A 24,750-nucleotide genomic window follows, 5' to 3' on the forward strand; every position below is an offset into this window, starting at 1 on the left:
AGCATCATGTAAATCTTAGGAGACCACGGCGTTGATGATAGCTCAGCACGACCGACAGCCTGCACAACTATCCCACGGCCCTGCACGTGAAGACGATGAAGGCAAACAACATCCGTCATCAAGAAAACAGACTGCCACGCGCCTCGTACGCCTCCTTCCTTTCTTGCGCCGCCATGGTTTTCTTTCAGCCTCTGCTCTTTTGGCCCTGACGGCCGCGGCGCTGATTTCCCTCGCCCTTCCGATGGCTGTTCGTCGTATGATCGACAATGGCTTCACCCAGGCAGATGGCGCTTTCATAAATCGCTATTTTCTTATGGTGATGGTGCTGGCAATCGCTTTGGCAATAGCCAGTGCGCTCCGCTACTACTATGTGACCGCGCTGGGAGAACGGATCGTCACCGACCTGCGCTCGGCGGTGTTCGGCCATATAGCTCGGCTGCCGGCGACGTTCTTTGACTGCAACAGGTCTGGAGAGATCGCTTCGCGCCTTACCGCCGACGCTGCTCAGGTGAAGTCGGCGGTGAGCCTGACCGCATCCGTAGCATTGAGAAATTCGATCCTCTGCCTCGGTGCTCTCAGCATGATGTTTGTCACCAGTCCGGGTCTTTCCGCTATCGCTATCGGCGCAATCCCGCTCATCATCGCACCGTTGATAGTCTTCGGGCGATCAGTCCGGAAGAAGTCGCGCGCCGCGCAGGATTCGCTTGCGAGTGCCTCGGCTTACGCCGCTGAAATCATTGCGGCAAATCGTACGCTGCAGTCGTTCAACGGCGAAGATGCCGCCCACCAGAAATATGCTGGAGACGTAGAATTCTCATACCGCAAGGCAATTGCGGCCGCCCGCGCCAGGGCATGTCTCACCGGCGTCGCGATCACGCTGATATTCGGAAGCGTTGTGGGGGTGCTCTGGATCGGGGCGCATAGCGTCCTCACAGGAACCTTGTCGGCGGGAAGCCTCAGCCAGTTTCTGATCTACTCGGTCATCGCCGCCGGATCGCTCGGATCGCTATCCGAGGTATGGGGTGAACTCGCGCAGGCCACGGGTGCCGCCGGAAGGCTGTTCGAACTCATGCAGGAGCCGACCTACCAACGCGATCCGCGCGAATGCGTCCCGATGGCCAATCCGGTTCGAGGGGCCATCGACATTGCGGATGTGCACTTCTCCTACCCCGGCGCTCCGACACAGGAAATTCTGCAGGGGCTGTCGATGAGAGTCGAGCCGGGCGAGACGGTCGCGCTGGTCGGACCGTCGGGCTCTGGAAAAAGCACGGTATTCTCCATGCTCCTGGGATTCTATGATGTCCAGGCCGGTGCCATTTCGGTCGATGGCGCCGATCTGCGGCTGCTTTCGCAAGAAGACCTCAGACGCAATGTTTCGATCGTGCCGCAGGATGTCACAATCTTTGCGACGTCGATTTTCGAAAACATTGCTTTCGGACGCCCTGGTGCCACGCGGGAGGAAGTGATGGCCGCCGCAGTCAAGGCACAGGCTCATGATTTCGTGGTCAATTTGCCAAGTGGCTATGACACCGTGGTTGGCGAACGGGGCCTCACGCTTTCCGGCGGGCAACGGCAACGCCTCGCGATCGCCCGCGCAATCCTTAAGGACACTCCCATTCTGCTCCTGGACGAGGCAACGGCGTCGCTGGATGCCGAGAACGAATTCCTGGTTCAACGCGGCCTGGAAGAGCTGATGGACAACCGGTCGACAATCGTCATCGCTCACCGTTTGGCGACGGTGCTCAAGGCCGACCGAATACTGGTGATGGACAAAGGCAGGATTGTAGAGGAGGGGACTCATGCCACTCTCCTTCGTCAGGGAGGGCTCTACACGCGCTTGGCCGAATTGCAGTTCCAGACCGATGGCTCATATTGCGAACAGGACGCGGCCTGATGTCCAATCTCGCCGCGCGGCTATCGTTCTGAAGCATCAACGTTACCCAAGGGAAGGGGGGTGGCGATTGGCCTTTCCACGAAACACATCGGGTGGCGGTCCGCCCAGAGATTGCCATCGGGCACTTTTTTAGCAAGAATTGATCTAACATTCGGTGGGAGGAACCTAATGTATGAGCAATCTGCGCATGCGGATGCAGTCTATGCATCCGCGCAGTCTGTTGCTGCAAGTTCGACGATCGTCGCCTCCTGGCGGCGCTGCATGACGATGCATCGACTGGCGCCGGAGGAGAAGCGGTTGCCTGTTCGTCTGAGCGACCAGGAATTTCGACTGGCACGCCAACAGTCGGAAAGGCTGGTGGTGGAAGCGGCTGATGAACTCGGCCGGCTTTTCTCGACGGTCGGTAGAGCGGGCTGCTGCCTGCTTCTGACCGATCGTGACGGCATTGCGCTGGAACGGCGCGGTACGGCGGGCGACGATCAAGAGTTCCAGAATCTCGGCCTTTGGACCGGTTCCGTCTGGACTGAGGCGAGCATCGGCACGAATGGCATCGGCACGGCGCTTGCCGACGATCGGGCGGTGACGATCGTCCGTGATCAGCATTTTTTCTGCTCCAATATCAATTTGAGCTGCACTACGGCGCCGATCCGCGATCATCGCGGTCTGATGGCGGGCGCGCTTGACGTTTCGACGTGCCGCGAGGACGTTAACGACGTGACGCTGGCTATCATCTACCAGACGGTTCGCGAGGCGGCCATGCGCATCGAACTCGGTCTTTTCCGGAGCGCGTTTGCCGGGGCTCGCTTCGTTATGGTTCCGACCGATAGCGGTTCGACCTCGGCGCTTCTTGCGGTCGATCGGAACGACATGCTGCTTGGCGCGACGAGAGCCGCACGCGTGGCGTTAAAGCTCGACGACAACAGAATTTCCGCCGGCGTTCCAGCCGCCGATGCCCTGCGGGAAAGCCATCCGGGCGATGAAGAAGCTCTTCAAGAGGCCGAACGTGCTGCTCTTTTGAGAGCGCTTTCGCGCGCCAATGGCAATGTGACGCAGGCAGCACTCGCGCTCGGTATGAACCGTGCCACCCTTCATCGCAAGATGAGGAAGCTGGATCTGCATTGACCGCACGAAAGTGTCGCAGAGGTGCGACGCGGTCTTTAGGCGGTTGATCTGGCCTTCCGCCTGATTGCTGCTCCAGACGCGCGGCTAGGGCAGGTCCAAAACAACACGCAGTACGCAATCCAGACTTTTCATTCGTGTCCAATTTCAGCGACTTTTGCGTGCTGTCTCGTCATATCAGCGACATGTCGGCGTGATCCAAAGCTAGGTGAAGATGCCCTTCGCCAAAGCGACAATGGAGAACCCGATGAGCGATGCGATCCAGCCGAAAGCCCTTGCCAACCGAAGTGGCTTTCCGGCGTCTCGATCGGTGCGGTTAACGCCGCGATCATCGCCGGGAATACGCGTGGTAACCGGCTCGACCGGCTGCGTGATTTCTGGGAGACGATCTCCCATCGCAAGATCTGGCATTTCACGCTGGAAGGCGAGGTGTTCCGCAAGATGCGCAACCAGACGAGTTCGATGCTGACGATGATGTCGGGCCTGCCCGGCTTCTTCACGCCCAATCAGATCAATCCCTGGTTCCAGCTTCCGGGTGCTATGGGCGCGACGAGCTTCTATGATACCTCGGAGCTGAAGAAGACGCTCAACCGCCTGATCGACTGGAACGTGCTGAACGATCGCCGACAGAGGCTTAGCGTCGGTGCCGTCAATGTGCGCACTGGCAACTACCGCTATTTCGACAGCCATTTCGAGGTGCTGAGCGCGGAGCATGTCATGGCCTCCGGTGCGCTGCCCCGGCCTTCCCCTCCGTCCGCATCGAGAACGAATATTACTGGGACGGCGGCATCGTCTCGAATACGCCTCTGCAATATCTCCTGGAGCAGGAAGAAGTGCGCGACACGCTGGTCTTCCAGGTCGATCTCTTCAGCGCACGCGGCATCCTGCCCCGCGACATGGCTGATGTGCTCGCTCGCCATAAGGACATCATGTATTCCAGCCCTATGCGTAACAATACGGATACGTTCCGCCGCATGCACAATCTGCGGCTGAAGCTGCGCCAGGCGCTGCTGCGCGTGCCTCCGGAGGCGCTGACGCACGATGATCGGCGATTCCTGATCGCTATGGAGGATGTGCCGCGGATCAACATCGTCCATCTTATCTACCAGCAGAAGATCTACGAGAGCGACGCCAAGGACTACGAATTCTCGGGCACCTCGATGCGCGAGCACTGGGATTCTGGCTATCAAGACACCCGCAAGACCCTAAAGCATCGCCGCTGGTTGGAAAAGCCGCCGGAATCGATCGGCATGACCGTGCACGACGTTCACCGGAACGATCCGAGCTGATCTCCAGAAACATATTGTTGCGCGGAGCTATATGCAGGTCATCGCAACGCTCTCAACAAAGAGCGTTGCGATGACCGATATCACGTAATCTTAGGGATTTTTCCAGGCCACCATTTCCTGAAGGACATCCTCAAGGGCAAGCGGCGGTGAGGCGGGCGTTTTCATGTCGGCTCTTGCCGTCGCCGGAATCGCTCTTGTGGTGTTCGGCATCTTGGCTTCGGTCTCACGATCTGGCAGACGGAGCTTATGAGCCGCCGTCGCCGCATCGCTGGAGAGTGCATGGAGCACCAGGATTTTCCCATTCCGACCGGAGCCCTGATACGACAGGGTGGGCGAGCCTGTTTCTATCGCCTGGTCAATACGAACCCGTTGCTGATACAGGTGCAATCGGGAACGAAGATCGTCACGGCGAATGACAAGCCCCTACGGCTTGACGCCGGCGCATATGGCCTGTTGCCCGATTACCAACCGCTGACGATGGAAAACATTCCAAAGGCTCCGCAGCAGTATCAGACCATCGCGCTTTCCGTTCCCCGGCAATTGTTCGAGGATGCCTATGCCCGCATGGGTTCGGTTGCTGTCCCATCGATGCCTCTTCCCGCACGTTCATCCAATATGCCTGATGAAGCGGCTGCATTGTTCGAATATTGCTGTCAGCCCGGCAATCTGACCAGACTTCCCAGCGCCATCGCCAGAGCGCGCTTAATGGAACTCATTACCTGGTTTGCGCTATGCGGAGCAGTATTGGGCCAAAGCTCGAGCCCTCGGCTCGAAGATCGGCTAAGACAGATGATTGAAACCGATCCGGCCTTTGACTGGACGCTGCGGCACGCAGCGCATGCGTTCAACATGAGCGAAGCGACGCTCAGGCGTAAGCTGGCCGCCGAGAATACGAGCTTCAGTGAGATCCTGAGCGATACCCGGATGAACAGAGCCCTGGGCCTCGTTCAGACGACGGCCCTTTCCATGGCGCAGGTTGCGCTCGAAGTCGGCTATCATTCACCTTCTCAGTTCGCGGCGCGATTCAAGGAGCGGTTCGGCGTCAGTCCTCGCCATGTGCGCAACGGATCCGAGCCGGTTGAGCGGATCGGGACAGAAGTTGAGCGTAGCGGGGCAGACGTGCTTTCCCGGTGACGATAGCTGTGCGGCATGATCAACCGCAGGAAAGCAAAATGCGTTTCATAACAGCACTTCTCGCCACATCCTTGATCGGTGCCACCACCGTGCACGCCGAAATGAAGCTCACTTCGACGGATTTGACCGTGGGCAAACCCATGGCCAATGAACAGGTCTTCAACAGCTTCGGCTGCTCGGGTAAGAACATCTCGCCGGAACTCGTCTGGTCCGGCGCTCCCGAGGGTACCAAAAGTTTCGCCATCATGGCGTACGATCCCGACGCTCCGACCGGCTCGGGCTGGTGGCATTGGTCGGTGTTCAACATTCCGGCAAATGTCTCGAAGATCGCCACCGGCGCAAGCGGTGACAAGAAGCTTCCCGGCGGTGCCGTGGAAGGCCACACCGACTTCGGCACATCGGGATATGGCGGCGCATGCCCGCCGGCAGGTGATGCGCCGCACCACTATCAATTCACCGTCTACGCGCTGTCCGTGGAAAAGCTTCCCCTGCCGGAGACAGCGCCTGCTGCCATGGTCGGCTTCTATGTCAGGGCTAATACGCTCGGCAAGGCGTCCGTTGAAGTCACCTACGGCCGTTGAAGCCGGTCGATAGCGGTCCCTCCGAATGCCAATCGTTGGCCGAGGTAATCCGAACCTCGGCCACATCGGACTCAGGGGCAAAAAATCTCAGGACGTTAGAATCTCCCTGATGAGACGCTATTCCCCTCTTTGTGCAGGGTTGCCTGAGCGATTTCCAGTGCAGAGCGCGAAGGTGACGCTATTCGGAAGCCGTTCCTGCCCGCCGATTTTGCCCCGTATAAGACATGGTCCGCTTTTGCAAATATATCTTTGGGCGACTGGCCAGCAACGATGATGGCAGCGCCAACGGATGTTGTAATCTGAATGTTCTTGGTCGGCGTAGGGATCATCCAATTCATGCCCTCTACGATGTGAGTGGCAATCTTTGCGAGATCTTCAGCCGATGAACATGGATGGATGACGGCGAATTCGTCGCCGCCAATGCGAGCGATCATGTCGGCGTCAGGGACGGCCTGCGAGAGTTTGCGGCCGGCAACTTTGAGACAGTCGTCCCCGGCCTGATGTCCCAGTGTATCATTGACAGCCTTAAAACCATCGAGATCCGCCAAGAGGAGAGCCCGCGGGCTTTGATTGTCGGCTGCGCATATCTCGTTGAAGAAAGCTTCAAACCTTGTCCGAGAAGCAAGTTCGGTGAGGGTGTCGCGTTCCGCCAGACGGCGTAGCTGCTCGACCATTGTCTTCTCGGCGGTAACGTCCTGTTTAACTCCGAATATTCTTGCGGCCGTGCCGTTCGTAAACTCCACGCAAGCAGTTATTCTAATCCATCGGCTATTACCTTTTGCGGTAACTATCTGGGCGTCCAAGGTGAAGCCTTCGCCTGTACGGATTGCCCTTTCGCGGACCTCGTTAAGACGTTTACGGGTTTCTGGCGTATAGAGTTTGACGATTTCATCGCGTGCCAATGGCGTCTGCGGAACAAGGTCGAAGAATTCATAAACCGTGTTCGTCCAGCTTAGCGTCTGATCCGGCAGGCTGCACTCCCATACACCTATCTGAGCGGCCTTGAACGAGCGATCAAACAGCTCCTTCAAATGCATGAATTCCTGGGAGCCTATCGCGTGCGGCTCCGGTATTTCACCTAGATGGCTAGGCATGAAAAGCCCCCGCCAACCGCACGACGATGTTTGCCGGCTTCATTAAGATGTCCCAAATCACCATGTCCAACACAGGATGGCATAAATTACTTGCTTTCGCGTTTCCAAAAATACGGACCAACGAAATTAGTGCAATCAAAAATGGAGTTGGCGGCCTGGCTGGAAAAGAAAATCCAGAGTCAGGCGGATTGTTTTGTGATGACGATGGCCATGCCGCTATTCTTAGGCTTTTTCTGAGCGGCCCCAAACGATCCCCATTCCTGCAACCACAGAGATTGAAGAAAGTAAACCGGTTGATAGGTATTCGCGCAATTTTGTCACTGTCCCGGAGCGAACCAGGTCTGCGCGGTTTGACTGATGCCCGAAGAGCAGGTGCTCACGAGGCCAGACATTCTCTAGGTTTTGAGCGACATCCCGTGTGGCCCCGTACGTAACCTAACGGGACATCATCGATCAAACCGCCGACAAAGACTTCTTGCAATTATGCAACAATCTTGCTGCGGCTGTGAATAGACCAAAAATGGTCGACGAATTGTTCGCCCATAAGGCTTGCGCGGCGGGATATTAACTGCTTTCAGAAAAATGAATGGGAATCTACTTTGCAAGTGGGCGTGATTTCGTCTACCTAATAGTTGAACAAGCTATTAGACAGTATATTAGCAAAGTATTGCTATAGGGAAGGGTAATATTTTGGTTTGTAGAAAGCGATTGATTGGGGCGATCGGGATTTCGGTAGCCATTAGTTCTTTATTGAGCGGCGCTGCATACGCTACGACCCTGCAGCAGGCAATTGACAAGACAATGAAGACCAACCCGCAGATCATGGAGGCTGCCCAGAATCGGGAGGCAACCGAGTTCCAACTGCGCCAGGCGAGGGGGCTTTATCTGCCTTCAGTCGATCTGGAGTCGGGTTATGGTCGCCGTAGACTTTCGGACGTCACGTCGGGAGCCTTGTCGCGTAGCACGGATTACCTGAATCCGGCCGACGTCAGCTTGACGATTACGCAGACGTTATATGACGGGGGCGACCGCAAGGCACAGAAGGACAAGCAGGCGGCTCGTGTCGACAGCGCATCCTTTCGCGTCCAGCAGCGCTCGGAAGCACTAGCGCTTGAAGTGACGCAGGACTATCTCGAATATATGCTGCAGACGGAAATCGTCGCGGCGGCGGAAAAGAACGTCGCCTTCCACAAGCAGATGGTCGGCAACATCGAGGATAGCATCAAGGGCGGCGCCCTTACCGATGCCGATCGCTATCAGGGCCGCGAGCGCCTGCAGGCGGCCAATGCCCGCCTTCAGGAAGCCAAGCAGGAGCTGGATGCGACGAAGATCCGCTACCTTCAGGTCGTCGGCGAGCCGATCAGCAATGCGCAGCGCCCGGCCTCCGTGGCGCATTACCTGCCGAAGACGCTGGATGACGCTGTCTTCATTGCCCAAAAGAACAATCCGCAGATTTCCTCGGGCAAGGCCGACGTGAATGCCGCTGACGCCGATGTCCGCGGTTCCAAGTCTGCCTTCCTGCCGAAGCTGGACCTTGTCGGCAGCGCCCGTATGGGTGACGATGTTGACGGTAACAAGGGTAACACCAACGACGTCCAGGTCGGTGTCGTCGCCAAATGGAACCTCTATCACGGCGGCATCGATACCGCCCATCAGCAGGAACTGGTCCGTCGCGCCGCCGAACAGCGTTATGCGCTGAGTGAGACGTATCGCGAGGTCGATCAGTCTGTTCGTTCCGCTTGGAGCGAGCGTACCAATCAGGCCCAGCTCGCGCATATCCTGGACGGGCAGGAAAAGACCAACGCCCAGCTCGTGACGTCCTATCGCGAGCAGTTCAAGGTCGGTCAGCGCTCCCTGCTCGATCTGTTGGATGCCCAGAACACTCGCTTCAACACCGAGGTTTTGGCCAAGACGGCGGATGTCGCCTCGCTCTTTGCCGAATACAAGATCCTCGCCGCATCGGGCAGTCTGTTGTCGACGATGAAGCTGAAGCCGGTCGATCAGGCAACGCCTTATGCCCGTGATCAGTTCGCTGTTTCGTCGAACACGGCTGATCCTGGCTATACCAAATACGACTCGCATCAGAAGCCCGGCCTGCCGATGGATCTGCTCGAGCCGATTCGCTAATCGTCGCGATCCGGATTGGATAGTGCTCCATGTTGAACGTGGCACCTGAGGTGTCTGCGAGCGTACCGCTGCAGACTTTTAAATCGGCATTTAAATCGGTCGCCGCGTTTTATGGTCGCCCGAGCTCCGATACAGTGCTTTATTCAGGGGTTCCGGACGAGGTTCTGGAAGCCATGGAGCAGGACGATGTCGAGCGGCTGTCAGAACGCGTCGGCCTGCAGGTGCTGAAGCACAAGGAGCGCGATTGCCGGCTGGGCAATTTCGACTGTCCCGCCATCGTCACCTTTGCCGGTGGCGGTGTGCTGCCATTGCTCGAAATGACCGAAAACGGCTCCTATGTCATCGACATCGCGTCAACCGGAGCGCCGCTCCGCTTGACGCGGGATGAGCTTGCTGCGCTCAATCCGCAGGCGGCCTTTGCCTTCACGCTCTTTTATCAGAATGCTTCGGAGGAAGCGCGCGTCGGTCATGCGATGGAGATCGAGAAGCGCCACTGGCTCGCGACGACGCTGGTGCCCTATTGGCGCACCTATGCTCGCGTCATGCTGGCGGCGCTGTTTATCAACGTCATCGCGCTGGCCTCACCGCTTTTCACCATGAATGTCTATGACCGGGTGCTGCCGAACAAGGCGTTCCCAACGCTCTGGGTGCTGACGATCGGCATTTCCCTGGCCTATCTCTTCGATTTCCTGCTGAAGACGGCCCGCGCAGCGCTGATCGACTATGCTGGCCGCAAGGCGGATCTGCGCCTGTCGCAACTGATCTTCGACAAGATCCTGAATTCGACGCTGGCCTCCCGTCCGATGTCGACAGGCGAATATGCCAACCGCGTGACGCAATATGAATTCGTGCGCGAATTCTTCACCTCGAACACGATCGGCGTGCTGATCGACAGCCTCTTCGTCATCATTTTCCTGATCGTCATCTACATGATCGCCGACTGGCTGGTGATTATTCCGGCCGTTGCCTTCGTTCTGTCTGTCGTGATTGGCCTCGTGGCCCAGGCGCAGATTGGCAAACGCATGGCGACTGCGACGAATGAAGCATCGCGTCGCCAGTCGATGCTGGTCGAGACGATTTCGACGATCGAGACATTGAAGAGCCTTCGAGCCGAGGCGACCATGCTGCGCCGCTGGCAGGAGCTGACGAAATATTCGAGCCGCACCAGCGAGGACATCAAGCACATCTCGTCGAACGCCATTAACTTGACGATGCTGTTGCAGCAGATGGTTAGCGTGTTCATCGTCGTGGCGGGCACCTATGAATTCGCCGATGGAAAAATTGCCATGGGGGCGATCGTCGCGACCGTCATGCTGGCGAGCCGTGCCGGCGCGCCTTTCGGGCAGATCGCCATGACACTGGCGCGCTTCCGCCAGGCCACTATGTCGCTGCGCATCCTCGATAAGATCATGGAACAGCCGGATGATCGGCCGTCGACTGTTGGCTTTGTCAACCGGCAGATCCGCAGCGGCGCATTCAGCTTCCAGAACGTCTCTTTCCAATATCCGGGTTCTGACCAGTCGGTCATCAATCAGCTATCCTTCACGGTCACGCCCGGCGAGAAGATCGGGGTTATCGGCCGTATCGGTTCGGGCAAGACGACGATCGGCCGGCTGCTCGACGGGCTTTTCCAGCCGGCCAGCGGCCGCGTGCTCATCGATGGCGTCGATATCCGCCAGTATCACATGGCCGAGGTGCGCGCCGCCGTGGCTGTCGCTGGTCAGTCGTCGGACCTGTTCTCCGGCACAGTGAAGGAAAACCTGCTGCTCGGCCGTGCCGATGCCAGCGACGAGGAGCTGCTGGCCGTCTCACGTATGACCGGTGTCGAGGAATTCGTCGCCGTGCACCCGCGCGGTTTCGACATGCCGGTCGGCGAGCGCGGCGCGAACCTCTCAAATGGTCAGAAGCAGGCATTGACCATCGCTCGCTTGCTCCTGACCCGGCCGAAGATCGTCTTCCTCGATGAGCCCTCGGGGGCGATGGATCTGGCGAGCGAACGGCACCTGATCAACAAGCTGACGAATGCCTTCGGTCCGCAAACAACGCTGATGGTGGCGACCCATCGCCACAGTATGTTGGAACTCGTCGACCGGCTGATCGTCATCGACAAGGGTCGCATCATTGCCGATGGACCGAAGCACGCCGTCATCGAGGCGATGCAGCGCAAGGCGGTGTCATAATGCTTGCTCATCGTCGCAACATCCACGACAATCCTCCGCTTTTCGCCCGGTTGATCCTCGGTATCTGCGCCTTGATGATCGCCGCTTTCATCGCCTGGGCGGCCTTGGCCGACATCGACGAGATCGCACGGGGCGAGGGGAAGGTGATACCGGTATCGAAGACGCAGATCGTACAGTCGTCCGAGCCCGGCATCGTCCAGCAGATCAATGTCAATCTCGGCCAGGTCGTCCATAAGGGCGATCTTCTGGTCCAGCTCGACAATACCACGACGCAATCGACGCTCGGCGAGTCCGTGGCCAAGGCCCGTGCTCTCGGTGCCAAGGTCGAGCGTCTTGCCTTGGAGGAGGCGGGCAACTACGACGCACAATTCGTCTGCCCGGCCGATATTCTGGCCATGGCGAAGAACGTCTGCGACAACGAGGAAAAGCTCTTCGAGGCGGATCGTGCCGCCTATCAGAACAAGCTTGATGTTCTCGATCAGCGTTTGAAGCAGCATCAGAACGAGTTGGACGAGGCGCACGCCAATATAGACCGGCTGACGCAGAATATCGCCGGTGCCCAGAAGCAGTATGATCTGCTGAAGCCCCTCGGCGAGAAGAAGCTCGTCGCCCAAACCGAAGTGCTGAAGGTCCAGCGAGACCTGGTCGACCTGCAAGGTCAGCTCAAAGTCTATGTCGAAAGCCTGGATCGCCTGCAGGCGGCCGTCAAGGAGGCGACTCTACAGGTCACCGACCTCGGGCTGCAGTTGCGCCAGCAGGCATTGACCGACAAGGGGCAGGCACTGTCGGAGCTGTCCGTCGTCGACGAGACGATCCGCGGGGCATCCGACCGGGTCAAGCATACAGATATTCGTTCCCCGGTCGACGGCATCGTCAATACGCTGGAGGTCAATACGATCGGCGCCTATGTCGACGCCGGCAAGGTCATCGCCGGCGTCGTGCCGACAGCCGACAATCTGCTGATCGAGGCGAAGATTTCACCGCGCGACGTTGCCTTCGTGCGCGTCGGCCAGCCGGCGGTCATCAAGATCTCGGCCTACGATTTCTCGATCTTCGGCGCGCTGGACGGTACGGTCGTCAACGTCTCTGCCGACAGCCTCGTCGATAAGGACAAGAACGAGACCTATTACCTCGTGCGCATCAAGACCGACAAGTCGGACCTGGAGCGCGACGGCAAGCACTATCCGATCATCCCCGGCATGGTGGCTTCGGCCGAGATTATGACGGGCCGCAAAGCGATCCTCGCCTATCTGATGAAGCCGATCAACAAGGCGCGCTCCGAAGCGCTGACGGAGCGGTGAGGGCGGTCATGCGCAAAATAGCCGGAAAGGACGAAGTCACGACGATGGCCCGCAGCGAAGCCTTGCCGTCTGTCGATGGCGACGAACTGGAACCTCGTTTCCGCGCCGTGACCGGAGGCGGCGAGCGTCGCGGCATTCGCCTGGAGCGGATCTATTGGGACGGCCTCGGACGAATGTCCGAAGCTGGCGGCATTAGCATCGGCGACCTCGTTTACCACACGGCCGCCGACATGCCGGAAACCGGCAATCTCGCCTCTTTGCTGCGCGTGCTGAGCTTCAAATGGGCGCTGAACCGTCTGGATGCCATCGAGGATGTCGCGTCGCTGACCAATCTGAATGCTGTCCTTCAGGCGTCGCCGACGCCGGCGGTGGTGTTGACGCAGGAGCGTGGGATCAAGCTCTTCAACGATGCCTTCCTGAAGATGCTGCGCCATCGCCTGCCGCTGATTGATGACGTCCAGCAGACGGCGCGCACCCTGCGCTTTTCCATCGATACCCAGGTCGAGGAAGTGCTCTCTGTCCTATCGGCCAATCGCGGCAAGACGCTGAACACCGGCTTCAAGATCGGCCTCGGTTCGCAATCGCTAACGGGCCAGATCAATCTGGCGTTGGCGCCGACGCATGAAGCGCCGATGCTGATCGGTTATATTTCCGTTTATTGAAAACGTCGCAACTTTCGTTATGCGCGGCCTTCGTCCTGGACGGTCGAAAAGGTCAGTCCGATCAGTGGATCTCGCCTTCGCCGGGAGCCACCTTGGCGATCGGCATTGCGGCGACAACCGCTTGCGCATGAGGATCGCGGGAGCCGTGCAGATAGCCGCGGCCGGCGACGATCGAATAGAGCGGCAGATATTCGGCAATACGCTTGTCGGGCAAAACCTCATCGCGCATGTTGTCTAGGATAAGGTTGTTGCCGTTGACAGAGACCGACAGGACGGCGTGGTAGAAATGCCGCTGCTGATCGAAGAGGACGACCAGCGTCATATGGTCGAGGTCGACGCCTGCCTTGTAGAGGGCGGCCATCTTTAATATGGCATAGTCCTCGCAATCGCCCTGCTGGTGCGATAGGGCCTCACTCGGCTTCGCCCAGTAATCCGCCACATGATAGGTATCCTTGTCGCTGGCGTAGCGGATGGCATGGTTGACGGTGAAATTGATCGTGTTGATCTTGTCGCGGATCGAGGCGCCGGCAGTCTTTGTCTCGGCGGCCGCGACGGCGGCTGCGGCTGCGTCGCATCCGCTCGCGGCGCAATCGAGCGCTTTGCCCGACCGGATCTCGGCGAGCGGGCCAGCGAACTTGTCGAGCGCCGCAAGATGCTTGAAGGGAATGGCGACGGTTCCGAACACCGAGTCGCCCATCGGGGTATTGGTCGGCTGTGCGGGATGTACCGGCTGGAGAGTGGCCGTATCGTTACTCGGAAGGCCGGCCGGCTCGGCGGCAAGGCTCTGGCTCAGCGCGGCAAGGTCGACGCCTCTTATCGCCTTTGCTGCGTTTGCTGCGGCCGGCGCAAAGAGATCGATCACTGTAGCGACCCGCGGATCGGCAAGCAGGTTGACTACCGGACGGACAGTATCACCGGTTGCCGCCAGGCAAATGGTTGATGACGACAGACCAAAGGCAAGGGAAGTCGCAGCAAGTGCTGCAAGTATAATTTTATTTTTCTTGCGTTCCATTGGCGCTTATTTCTCCCTGGTTGAGAGAATAATGCGCGATACCTCTGAATATGGCGTTCGGAAGCGTAGATAATCTAAGTATAAATTGAGCGATCAAATAAGTATAAAATTCCACTGGGTTTGGTGTGAAAGCATTAAGGATGATGTCACCGGGCGCATCTAAATGATCTGGCATGGTGCGGGAATCGATGACGCAACAGCACCAGCGCACTCCAACGCGCGCTGGTGCTGGATGCCTACCGGTCTGCTTCAAAACGATTGTGAGGGCTGCGCGGCGACTTTCAGCTTGCCGCCGTCGATCGTATTGATCACCATTTTGCGCTCCACCATGCCGGCGGCATTGAAGCGGAAGAGGCCTGTCGTGCCGCGGAAGCCGACCTTGTTCATGAGGTTGGCGGCGGTGATGGCTTGCGGCCCCTGGGAGCGGATGAGGCCGGAGGCGATCGCCATGGCGTCGTAGCCATAGGCACCCGAGGTTGTCAGCGGGTGGTTGAAGTGGCGTTGGTAACGCTCGGCAATGAGCCCGCTGCTTTGCGTATCGTCCGTCGCGACAAATGCCCCCGTCACAGCCGGCGTCGTATAGACCGATTGTGGCCACCTGTTGGTGCCCACGAGTGCCTGGCCGGGAATGGCGGCACTGCGCACGGCGCCCGCCACCATACCGATTTCCGGCGTGCCGCCGAGAATGACCACGACTTCGGCCGATTGGATGAGCGGCCGGTTCTTGGTCAGGATATCCGCGGCCTGATCGCTTGTGTTGTAACGGCCGAGGCCCATGAAAGTGTTGCCGCTGTTCCAGATGGCGTTGCTCAATCGGGTGCTATCGGTTTGAGAAAAATCAGCAGGCACGAGCGCCGACACCTTCTTGTGACCGCTGGGACCGGCCGCCTTGACGCCCTCGGCCGCGCTGTCGATTTCTTCCGAAGCGAGGTTGAAGACATCGCCGCCCGTCGAGGCCATAGCGCTCGCAAGGTTAAGCAATGGCGGGCGTTGAGCGGGGGGAATGGCGGCGATGGCAGCGGTCTCGGCCGGCGGCAGATAGCTGACGATCAGCGCGGCATTTCGGCCCTTGGCCGCAGCGACCTGCGCCGCGATTCCCGCAAGACCGGGGCCGACATCTTTTACGCGCAGCCGAATCTGATTGTTGCCAAGCTCGCCGACGCCAAGCACTGCCCCATCACGCACGTCGCGAGCCGGACCTTCGTAGAGGCCTGCCGCGCCCTTGCGCAGCAACAGCGTGATTTCCGTGCCGTTTTCGCCGCCGTAGGTTTCCTCGATGGCCGTGGACGGCATTTTTATGTCGTCGTTCTTGCTGTTGCTGCTCAAGCCGGCACCGTTCATCTGGCATCCGGCGAGACTGGCGCAGAGAATGAGAACGGCACCGCCTGCAGGCCGTCGACGCTGTCTGCGCCGCAGCCAATTGGTCAAAAAGCTCGACGAAAGGCTGATCGCGAACGGCACCACTCACTCCCCAATTCTCGAACGCAGGCTGCGACAGCCTATGGTGGCGCATTTGCACACGGCGGCCGGCGGAAAGTCAAGCGGTATACTTAAGGAGTTGTTCGGTTGTTGAGTTAACCATGGGTAAATATATCTGCGGTCGTGCATAACCGGCTATATCGGTGAGGTTAATGAAGTATTGCAATCATCCCGCTCTCGTAATTGATTGGCGCCACATTACGAGACACCGGGAGTTAGACTTATGGAAGATTCGCGCATTTCGACGGTAGACCACGAAGCGGTTTCGAACGATTTCGCATCGGGCGACCGGAACGGGGGCCTTGCAGCCGATATCGGTGTGGATCAGCGGTTGCCGTTGTCGCAAAATGCTGATGTTGCCGCGTTCGAAGTGGCGCAGGCCGCCGAGCAGCAGGCAAACGGCAAGACGGCGCGCGTCGCCGCCAACGAGCCGCAAAACGCCGACAGCCATCAGCCGATCCAAATCGTGCCGGACAATGGCAACATCGTCCACCTGCCGGCGAACACCTCGATCGACGATATCCATGTCGAGGGTCGCAACCTTGTTCTCATCCAGGCTGACGGCACGCGCATCGTCATCATCAACGGCGCGCTGCACGTCCCGACCTTCCTGATCGGCGAAGTCACGCTGCCGCAGCAGGCCGTTGTCGCTGCACTACAGCAGCAGGGCATCAACGTCGCTGAGGGTCCCGACGGTTCGGTTCACGCCGGCAATAGCACGGATTCCGGCCACCAGTTCACCGACAGCCAGGCCGCGAATGCCCGCACGCCGCTTAATCTGATCGGTCTCCTCGGTCCTGGCGACATAGGCGGCAACGGTAACGGCGGCAATCTGTCTGGCACCCAGACTCGCGTTCCCTTTATCCTTCAGCAGGCGACCGAAACAGCCTCGCTGACCGAACGCGGCAGCAGCACTGGCGCCTTCCTCACGACAAGCAGCACTGGCCGCTTCGGCTTCGGCGGCAACAATGCCTCGATCACCACTGTCACGCTGGTCGGCGAGACAGAAATCACCAGCAGCGGCACGCAGCAGCTATCGGGCCTGACCTCCGGCGGTGTTCCTGTTGTCGTCACCCAGAACGGCCAGACCGTCACCGGTGTCGCCAATGGCGTCACTGTCTTCACGCTGGTATTCAACGCCTCGACCGGCGCGTACACCTTCACCCAGCTCGCTGCCCTCGACCATCCCCGCGGCGCCAATTCGGCCAGCGATGTGCTTGAACTGCAATTTCGCTACACGGTCTCCGACACGAGCGGCCATACGGTTTCGGCTGTCGCGACCGTCGATATCACGGACAGCGTGCCGGTTGCGGCCGTCGGTACGGCGGGTTCGGTTGCCGAAGCAGCTCTGTCTGCCGGTAATGCAGCCCTGACCCATGCGACCGGCGCCGCGACCGCCACTGGTTCACTTAACATCTCCTGGGGCGCTGACGGCGGCAACACCGACAAGGGCGGCCTTGGCGATCGCTCGGTCGCCTTCACCAATGCCGCAGTTTCGGCGACGGGTGAGGACAGCGGCGCGCTGAGCTCGCATGGTCTGGCCGTTCACACGGCGATTTTGGCCGATGGCACGCTGGTCGGCTACACCGGCGAGACCGCTCCGACGGCAACCTCTGCATCCAACGTCGTTTTCTATGCGACGGTGTCGGACACCGACAACGGCCACTATAACTTCACGCTGGTGCAGTCGCTTGACGATGCCAAGGGCTCGGATGCCATCACACTGACCTTCGGCTACACGGCAACCGATTCCGACGGCGATACCGCCGCGAACAGCTTCACCATCACTGTCGCCGACGACAAGCCTGTCGCCTCGACCGGCGATGCAGGCTCGGTTACCGAAGGCGCGCTGACGAGCGGCAATGAGAACCCGCATGTCGAGACCGACGCCATCACCACCGGCTCGCTCAACATCTCCTGGGGTGCCGATAACGCCAACACCAACAATGGTGGCGCCGGCGACCGCTCTGTCGCCTTCACCGATGCCTCGGTCACGACGCAGGGCCAGGATGGCGAAGCACTGAGCTCGCATGGTCTGGCTGTTCATACAGTACTGCTGGCTGACGGCACGCTGGTTGGCTACACCGGCGAGACTGCTCCAACGGCCGTGACGAATGGCGAGGGCGGGGTTGGCTCGAACATCGTCTTCTATGCGACGGTCTCGGACACCGATAACGGCCACTATAACTTCACGCTGGTGCAGTCGCTTGACGATGCCAAGGGCTCGGATGCCATCACACTGACCTTCGGCTACACGGCAACCGATTCCGACGGCGATACCGCCGCGAACAGCTTCACCATCACTGTCGCCGACGACAAGCCTGTCGCTAACACGATCGACAATACTGCTTCACCGCTGAATGACGATGCGCAGATCGGCGGAAACCTGGATGCCAACGACGCCAACGCGCATAGCGTCTCGGGCGCTGCCGGCGCCCTGTTCAGCGCTGGCGCCGACGGTTCTGCAAGCGTCTCGATCGATCAGTCCAGCCTTCCGGCTCTGAAGACGATCTATGTCGACGCCAACGGGTTCGCACAGCAGGAAGACGTTACCTGGGGCAAGCCGACGGTTTCTGGCGGTGCGACGACCTGGGTTGCTTCCAGCGCCAATCACGAAACCGTCGCCACGCTGACCATCAATGCCGATGGCTCCTACACGTTCAGCACCAGCGCGCCGCTCGTCCACCCGACCTCCGGCACGACGGAAGAAAGCTTGTCGCTAACCTTCGCCTTCACGGTGACCGATGGCGACAATGATACCTCGACCGGCTCGCTGACTCTGCATGTTACGGATGACGTGCCGCTGGCAAACAGCGTCACCGTGACCAGCGTGACGCTGAACGACGACGCGCTGAAGGGCGGAAATCCCGACACGGTCGGCGTAACCGATACCGACACGGTCAGCGGCACGAGCGGCACGCTCTTTTCGGGCGGCGCTGATGGCGTCCATCAGGTGACGCTCGGAGCGACAACGGATTTCAGCGCCATCTATACCGGCAAGGACGGCTTTGCCCATGTCGAGTCGGTCGTTTGGGGCAGCCCGACGACGGCGGCGGGCGGCGAGACGATCTGGATCGCGACGGGCAAGGACAGCGGCCAGACGGTCGCGACGCTGACGATCGGCACGGATGGTTCCTACAGCTTCACGCTCAGTGCGCCAGTCGTCCATGCGGCCGCGGAAAATACGCAGAATCTGACCTTCAACTTCACCGTCACCGATGGTGACAGCGATACGGCCAGCGGCTCGCTGACGGTCACCGTCAAGGACGACGCACCAATCGCCTATAAGGTCGATGCCACCTCGACGCCGCTCAACGACGATGCGCAGGCACATGGCAACCTGGATGGCGCCGCCGACGCGAAGACGATCAATGGCGACGCAGGAGCTCTGTTCTCCGCCGGTGCCGATGGCGTCAAGGGCGTGTCGATGGACAGCCTGCCGACGCTGAAGGCGATCTACCTCGACAGCCACGGCATCGGCCATCAGGAAGCCGTGTCCTGGACGTCATCTGCGGCGAACGGTGTGACGACCTGGACAGCAACCGGTGCCTCCAGCCATGCTACCGTTGCGGTTCTGACGATCAATTCGGACGGTTCCTACAGCTTCACCGCGGATGCGCCGCTTGTTCATTCGACGTCGTCGACGACCGAAGACAGCCTGACGCTGAATTTCGGCTTCACGGTCACGGATGGCGACGGTGATACAGCGAAGGGCTCGCTGGCGATTGCCATCACGGACGACGTCCCGGTTGCTTCCGGCACGACCGTTGCGGTCAGGGCCGACGAGGGCGACATTTACAATCTCCTGTCGCATGGCAACAGCGCGCTCGATGGCACGCATGACGGATCGTCCTCGCAGCCCGCACTGTTCGGTTTCGGCTTTGCGGCAACGGTATCCGGCTCCGTTGCTTCCACCGTTTCCTTCGGTGCTGACGGCGCAGCGGTCGGTGGCGGCTTCAGCTTCACCGCCAATGCGGCGTCGACGCTTACCGCTCTGCATCTGACTTCGGGTGGCGAAGCTCTCTCCTATGCCGTCGTCAACAACGTGATCATCGGCTATGTCGATAATGACCACCACAGCGGCTACAATCCGCTCCTCGACCGCCCGGTCCTGTCATTGTCGCTGTCTGGCAACGGCAGCTTCACCTTCCAGCAGTACGATCAGCTCGACAACGTCGCTGGTCCCGGCAACGACCTGCGCTCAGGCAATAGCTCGATCTCGGCCATCGATTTCGGCTCAGTCATCCAGGCGACTGACGGTGACGGCGACAGCGTGACGCTGACCGGCGCTTTGAAGGTCACCATCGTCGACGACGCGCCGAAGGTCGATCTTGCCCTCACGGGCTCGATCACGATCGACGAGAGCGGCAGCGGCGACAACGACGTCAACGCCAGCAATTCGGTCAAGAGCCTGTTTGCCGGCATCACCGGCGGCACCGATCCCGATATGTCGACCGTCTACGCTCAGCACAACGTCGTCTCGCCGTCGGTCTCGATGGGCGCCGACGATGCGTCGGGTACGACGAGCAGCCTGACGCTTCATATCGACAATGCCGACTCCGGCTTGACGACGACAGCTGGTCAGGCGATCACGCTCTCGCAGCTCGCAAACGGCACGGTTGTCGGCAAGATCGCCGACGGCGAGATCGCCTTTGCGATCCGCCTCGACAATAGCGGCAAGGTCAGCATCGCCCAGTACATGTCGCTCGCCAACCCGAACACGTCGAAGTCGGACGGCGATACGATCGATCTCACCGGCAAGCTCTCGGCGGTGCTGAGCGCGACCGATAGTGACGGCGACACCGTCGCCAAGTCCGTTTCCATCGGCAGCAGCATTCGTTTCGATGATGACGGCCCGTCGATCGGCGGTGCCGTATCGACGAAGACACTTGCCGAGCATGACCTTCTGACGAATTCGGGTTCGCTGTCGCCCTCTGGCATCAGCACTGGCACGGTTGCGCTCAATCTCGCCTTCGGCGCTGACGGCCCGGCCGCCCATGCTGCTACCTTGGTAGCGGGTTCGAACGGCAGCTATTTCACCGCAAGCTACGGCAACAATCAGACGCTTGACGCGACCAAGCTCAGCTCTGGCGGCCATGCGCTGTCCTATTCGCTCAGCGGCGACGGCATGACGCTCATCGCCTACACCGGCAGCAATGCCGCCGACCAGTCGAGCTGGGTCTTCAAGGTTGTCCTGTCTCAGGACAGCGGCCATGCCGGCGGTGCCTACAACTTCACGCTTTACAAGTCGCTCGACGACGTCAACGGTCAAGCCAACCTCTCGGATGTCAAGCTGACCTTCCAGGTTGCTGGCCATGATGGCGATGGCGACACCACGAGCAGCACGCAGAGCTTCTCGGTCGATGTGATAGACGATGTGCCGACACTGGTTAATCATGCCTCGGTTTCCGCGACCGTCTCGGAAACGGCGATCAATGCTCCCGTGGTGACGACGGGATCTTACACCGTCGATTTCGACGCGGTGAACCCTTCGGCCGCCAAACTGACGGTTACCGAAGGCAGCGTCAGCGGCGGTGAGGTAGGCTCGTCGTCCAAGGGTGGTGAGATCGTGCTCGTGTCCAACACGGGAACGACCTTTGTCGTGACACAGATGGATATCGGTGTGTTTGACCACAAAGGCCCGTCGTCCAAGACGGTCACGATCATCGGTACCGATGCGCAGGGCCATACGTATTCGGCAACGACTACCGGTACGACCTTCTCTGCTGCCGGCACTGCCCTCGAAGGCAAACAACTGACATCGCTCGAGATCGATCCGCATGACAACTCGCTGACAGTCACGGTCGACAACATCCATGTCACCGACACGACGACGACGCCCACCCAAGCTCCCGCCGAGACGACGGTAGATCTGACCTCGCTCGTCCACGCCAGCGCCGACAGCCCGTTGACCTGGTCGGTGAACACGGTTGCCGCCGGAACGTCTTCCGGTAACCTGACAGGCGGTACCGGATTGACCTACAACGGCGCGGCCATCACGCTCGCCAGCACAGATGGACACACGATCACCGGCTCGGCCGGAGGCGTCACGGTCTTCACGTTGACTATCGATCCTGCGAGCGGTCACGCCACATTCGACCTTTACCATGCGATCGACGGCGGCAAAACGCTGCCGCTCGACTTCTCGAAATACGTTACGGCGACGGATTTCGACGGCGATGCTGTCACCCTGGGCAACGGCTCCGTCACCATCGTCGTGCAGTCGGCCACGGACAGCCTTCCGACAATCTCTTCGGCCGGCCTGGTGTCGAGCGTCAGCGAAAGCGGCTTGCCGGGTGGTACGGGGACGGCAGGCGTTGCCAATGTTCATTCGGGTAGTATCGCAATCACTGCAGGCGATGCACCTTCGACGGTGACAATCGCAGGCCATACGTTCAACGTCGGTGCCACAATCGCCAATGGCGATACCAATGCCACCATTCAGGGTGCCTACGGAACGCTGCATATCCTCAGCGTCACCACGACAGCCATTAATTACACCTATACGCTGACCAGCACCACGAGCGGGGCGAGCAACCATGACTCCTTCTCCGTCAGGGTCAGCGACGCGCCGATTGACGGTGAAAGCCAGACTGCAACCCTGACCTTCAACATCGCCGATGATAAGCCGATCGCAAGCACCATTCTGGTCGGATCGATGCATGAGAACGACAGCAGCGCGACCTTCGCGCTGGCTTCCGGGACCATCGCCTTCGGCGCCGACGGAGCGGCCCAGAGCGGCGCGATCCATGTCGACAGCGTCAGCGCCAACGGAGATCTCGCCGGGTCGACGCTGAGCACCTCCATGGTCACGATCGACGCCGGTCACGTGACCGTCACGCCGGGCAGCGCACTCGATACGCTGCCGCTCGGCCACTCGTCGACACTCTCGATCGGTTACACGGTCACCGACGGCGACGGCAGCAAAACCAGCGGCACCTTCACCATCAGGGTCGACGGCGTCAACCACGCGCCGACCACGGCGGACGGAAGCGTCACCACCGGCGAACATGCGGCCTATTATTTCTCGTCGAAGGACTTCGCCTTCAGCGATAGCATCGACGGCAATACGCTCAAATCCGTCACCATCACCACCCTTCCGACCGGTGGGACGCTTTATCTCGGCGAGACAGCCGTCACGGTCGGTCAACACATCGCCGCGAGCGCGCTTTCAACGCTTCACTTCACGCCTTCGGCGGGATTTGCCGGCACGACCGAAACCGCGAACTTCGGCTTCACGGTGCAGGATAATGGCGGTACCGCCAACGGCGGCGTCGACACCTCGGCGGCTCATACGATAACGGTCACCGTGACCGCCGTTGACGACGGTGCGGCGAAGGTCTCGATCGCCGATCAGACGACGCATACGGGCAAAGCGCTCGTTGCAGGCGACACGCTGAACGCGGCGATCGCGACAAACGACCCGGATCACGGGCAGTCCGGTCTGACCTATGCGTGGAGCTGGGCGGACGATCAGTCCCATACGGTTCTCGGAACCGGATCGTCCTACACGGTGACGAGCGCCGATGTCGGGCATTCGTTGATCCTGACGGTGAACTATACGGATGGCCAGGGCTTCAGCGATGTCGCGACGCAGACGACGTCTGCTGTCATCGCTCCGACGGTCTTCGCTCCGACAGTCGATGCAACGCCCCTGTCGGAAGCCAATCTTTCGGATGGCTCCAACCCGCAGCCTTCTGAGCTGACAGCCACGGGCACCATTGCCCTGGGCACCCTGGATAATCCGCACATCACCAGCGTTGCGGGTGCCGACGGCACGGCGGTAAGCGTCGATCAAACGGCCCCGGACAGCCAGACGACAACGATCCACGGTTCCTACGGTGATCTCGTAATCGACGCGAACGGCGCGTATACCTACACGCTGACGCATGCGGGCTCGAACCCATCGGGAGATACGGATCAGTTCACCTATATGGTGACGGACATGAACGGCAAAACGGCTCAGGAGACCCTGACGTTTAATATCGCCGACGACGCGCCGACGCTGACCGGTACCGGGATTTCCGCAACCGTCTCCGACGATGGTGTGGTGACGACCGCCGAACATTCCGCAACGACGACAGCGGAACTGACCTCGCTCGTTAACTCCGGTGCTGACAGCCCGTTGAGCTGGTCGGCGAACGCCGTCGCGGCCGGTACCTCTTCCAGCACGCTGACAGGCGGCGCCGCGTTGACGTACAACGGTGCGGCCATCACCCTCGACAGCACGGATGGGCACACGATCACCGGCTCGGCCGGAGGCGTCACGGTCTTCACGTTGACCGTCGACAGCAACGGCCATACCACCTTCGTGCTTGACCAGACGATCGACGGTGCCAAGGATCAGACGCTCGACTTCTCGCAATACGTGAAGGCTACGGATTCAGACGGCGACTCCGTGACGTTGGGCACAGGCGCCTTCACCATCGCTGTGGACCACGTCAATCACCCGGCGGAGATCGGCGGTGCCGATACCGGCGCCGTCACGGAAGACCTGAACGTTTCCCCCGACGGTTATCTGCAGGTAAGCGGCACATTGGCGATCAACGATGCGGATCGGGGCGAAGGCAAATTCCAGCCGGCGACCATAGACCCGGACAATACGCATCTCGGTACGCTGACGATCGATGCGGACGGCAACTGGAGCTATAAGGTCGATGACGGCCTGTCAGCCGTGCAGAAGCTGGGTGTGAACCAGAGCACGACCGATACGTTCACGGTCTCCTCGGTTGATGGAACGATCCATGACATCGTCGTGACGATCAACGGCACGAACGATCCAGCGGTGATCACTGGTGACGTTGCCAAGAGTGTGACGGAAGACGGTGGTGTCAACAACGGGACGGCTGGAGTGCCGACGGCGAACGGAGTGCTTTCG

Annotated in this window: 14 protein-coding genes and 1 pseudogene; 11 read left to right on the forward strand and 4 right to left on the reverse strand. The window is 59.9% G+C overall.

Features of this window, described 5'->3' with window-relative positions; all coding sequences use genetic code 11:
• The first annotated feature begins 34 nt into the window (after positions 1–34).
• The 3 genes and pseudogenes from GGD50_RS25285 to GGD50_RS33535 form a co-directional block, all read left to right on the forward strand.
• The gene (locus tag GGD50_RS25285; protein ID WP_107109500.1) at positions 35–1,894 is read left to right on the forward strand and encodes an ABC transporter transmembrane domain-containing protein; all 1,860 of its coding nucleotides are present in this window, start codon (positions 35–37) and stop codon (positions 1,892–1,894) included.
• Between the two features lie 168 nt (positions 1,895–2,062).
• Positions 2,063–3,016: a helix-turn-helix domain-containing protein gene (locus tag GGD50_RS25290; RefSeq protein WP_107109499.1), complete on the forward strand. Its 954-nt coding sequence runs from the start codon at positions 2,063–2,065 to the stop codon at positions 3,014–3,016.
• A gap of 261 nt (positions 3,017–3,277) precedes the next feature.
• Positions 3,278–4,302, forward strand: a pseudogene (locus GGD50_RS33535) (patatin-like phospholipase family protein); the annotation flags it as partial.
• A gap of 90 nt (positions 4,303–4,392) precedes the next feature.
• Here the strand turns inward: GGD50_RS33535 and GGD50_RS25300 are convergent.
• Positions 4,393–4,590, reverse strand: a complete 198-nt coding sequence (locus GGD50_RS25300; protein ID WP_107109498.1) for a hypothetical protein — start codon at positions 4,588–4,590, stop codon at positions 4,393–4,395.
• On the opposite strand from GGD50_RS25300, the gene GGD50_RS25305 reads away from it, so the two are divergent.
• Positions 4,582–5,436 carry a helix-turn-helix domain-containing protein gene (locus tag GGD50_RS25305; protein WP_107109497.1) on the forward strand — a complete coding sequence of 285 codons (855 nt, stop codon included), beginning with the start codon at positions 4,582–4,584 and terminating at the stop codon, positions 5,434–5,436. The genes GGD50_RS25300 and GGD50_RS25305 overlap by 9 nt on opposite strands.
• Before the next feature lie 38 nt (positions 5,437–5,474).
• Positions 5,475–6,017 (forward strand): YbhB/YbcL family Raf kinase inhibitor-like protein, encoded by a 543-nt coding sequence (locus GGD50_RS25310; protein WP_107109496.1) that lies wholly within the window; start codon positions 5,475–5,477, stop codon positions 6,015–6,017.
• Between the two features lie 95 nt (positions 6,018–6,112).
• Here the strand turns inward: GGD50_RS25310 and GGD50_RS25315 are convergent, their stop codons facing one another.
• Positions 6,113–7,111: a sensor domain-containing diguanylate cyclase gene (locus tag GGD50_RS25315; protein WP_245407519.1), complete on the reverse strand. Its 999-nt coding sequence runs from the start codon at positions 7,109–7,111 to the stop codon at positions 6,113–6,115.
• 90 nt (positions 7,112–7,201) lie between these two features.
• On the opposite strand from GGD50_RS25315, the gene GGD50_RS25320 reads away from it, so the two are divergent.
• From GGD50_RS25320 to GGD50_RS25340, 5 genes are all read left to right on the forward strand, one after another.
• Positions 7,202–7,348 (forward strand): hypothetical protein, encoded by a 147-nt coding sequence (locus tag GGD50_RS25320; protein ID WP_183939877.1) that lies wholly within the window; start codon positions 7,202–7,204, stop codon positions 7,346–7,348.
• Between the two features lie 483 nt (positions 7,349–7,831).
• The gene (locus tag GGD50_RS25325) at positions 7,832–9,238 is read left to right on the forward strand and encodes a TolC family outer membrane protein (protein WP_280951176.1); all 1,407 of its coding nucleotides are present in this window, start codon (positions 7,832–7,834) and stop codon (positions 9,236–9,238) included.
• 29 nt (positions 9,239–9,267) lie between these two features.
• Positions 9,268–11,418, forward strand: coding sequence for a type I secretion system permease/ATPase (locus tag GGD50_RS25330; protein ID WP_107109493.1), 2,151 nt, complete (start codon positions 9,268–9,270; stop codon positions 11,416–11,418).
• Entirely contained in the window at positions 11,418–12,719 is a 1,302-nt protein-coding gene (locus GGD50_RS25335) for an HlyD family type I secretion periplasmic adaptor subunit (protein WP_107109492.1), read from the forward strand. Before GGD50_RS25330 ends, GGD50_RS25335 begins: the two co-directional genes overlap by 1 nt.
• 8 nt (positions 12,720–12,727) lie before the next feature.
• A complete protein-coding gene (locus GGD50_RS25340) occupies positions 12,728–13,381 on the forward strand; it encodes a ribbon-helix-helix domain-containing protein (protein ID WP_107109491.1) in 654 nt (217 codons plus the stop codon).
• Between the two features lie 61 nt (positions 13,382–13,442).
• Here GGD50_RS25340 and GGD50_RS25345 read toward each other — a convergent pair whose 3' ends face one another.
• Both GGD50_RS25345 and GGD50_RS25350 read right to left on the reverse strand, forming a co-directional pair.
• Positions 13,443–14,393: a transglutaminase-like cysteine peptidase gene (locus GGD50_RS25345; protein WP_107109490.1), complete on the reverse strand. Its 951-nt coding sequence runs from the start codon at positions 14,391–14,393 to the stop codon at positions 13,443–13,445.
• 249 nt (positions 14,394–14,642) lie between these two features.
• The gene (locus GGD50_RS25350) at positions 14,643–15,854 is read right to left on the reverse strand and encodes a type 1 periplasmic-binding domain-containing protein (protein ID WP_107109489.1); all 1,212 of its coding nucleotides are present in this window, start codon (positions 15,852–15,854) and stop codon (positions 14,643–14,645) included.
• A 241-nt stretch (positions 15,855–16,095) separates the two neighbouring features.
• Between GGD50_RS25350 and GGD50_RS25355 the strand changes: the two genes are divergently transcribed.
• Positions 16,096–24,750, forward strand: an 8,655-nt coding sequence (locus GGD50_RS25355) for a T1SS-143 repeat domain-containing protein (RefSeq protein ID WP_183939879.1), incomplete at its 3' end; no start/stop codon positions are given.

The organism is Martinezella paranaensis, assembly GCF_014200235.1.
GTDB lineage: Bacteria > Pseudomonadota > Alphaproteobacteria > Rhizobiales > Rhizobiaceae > Rhizobium > Rhizobium paranaense.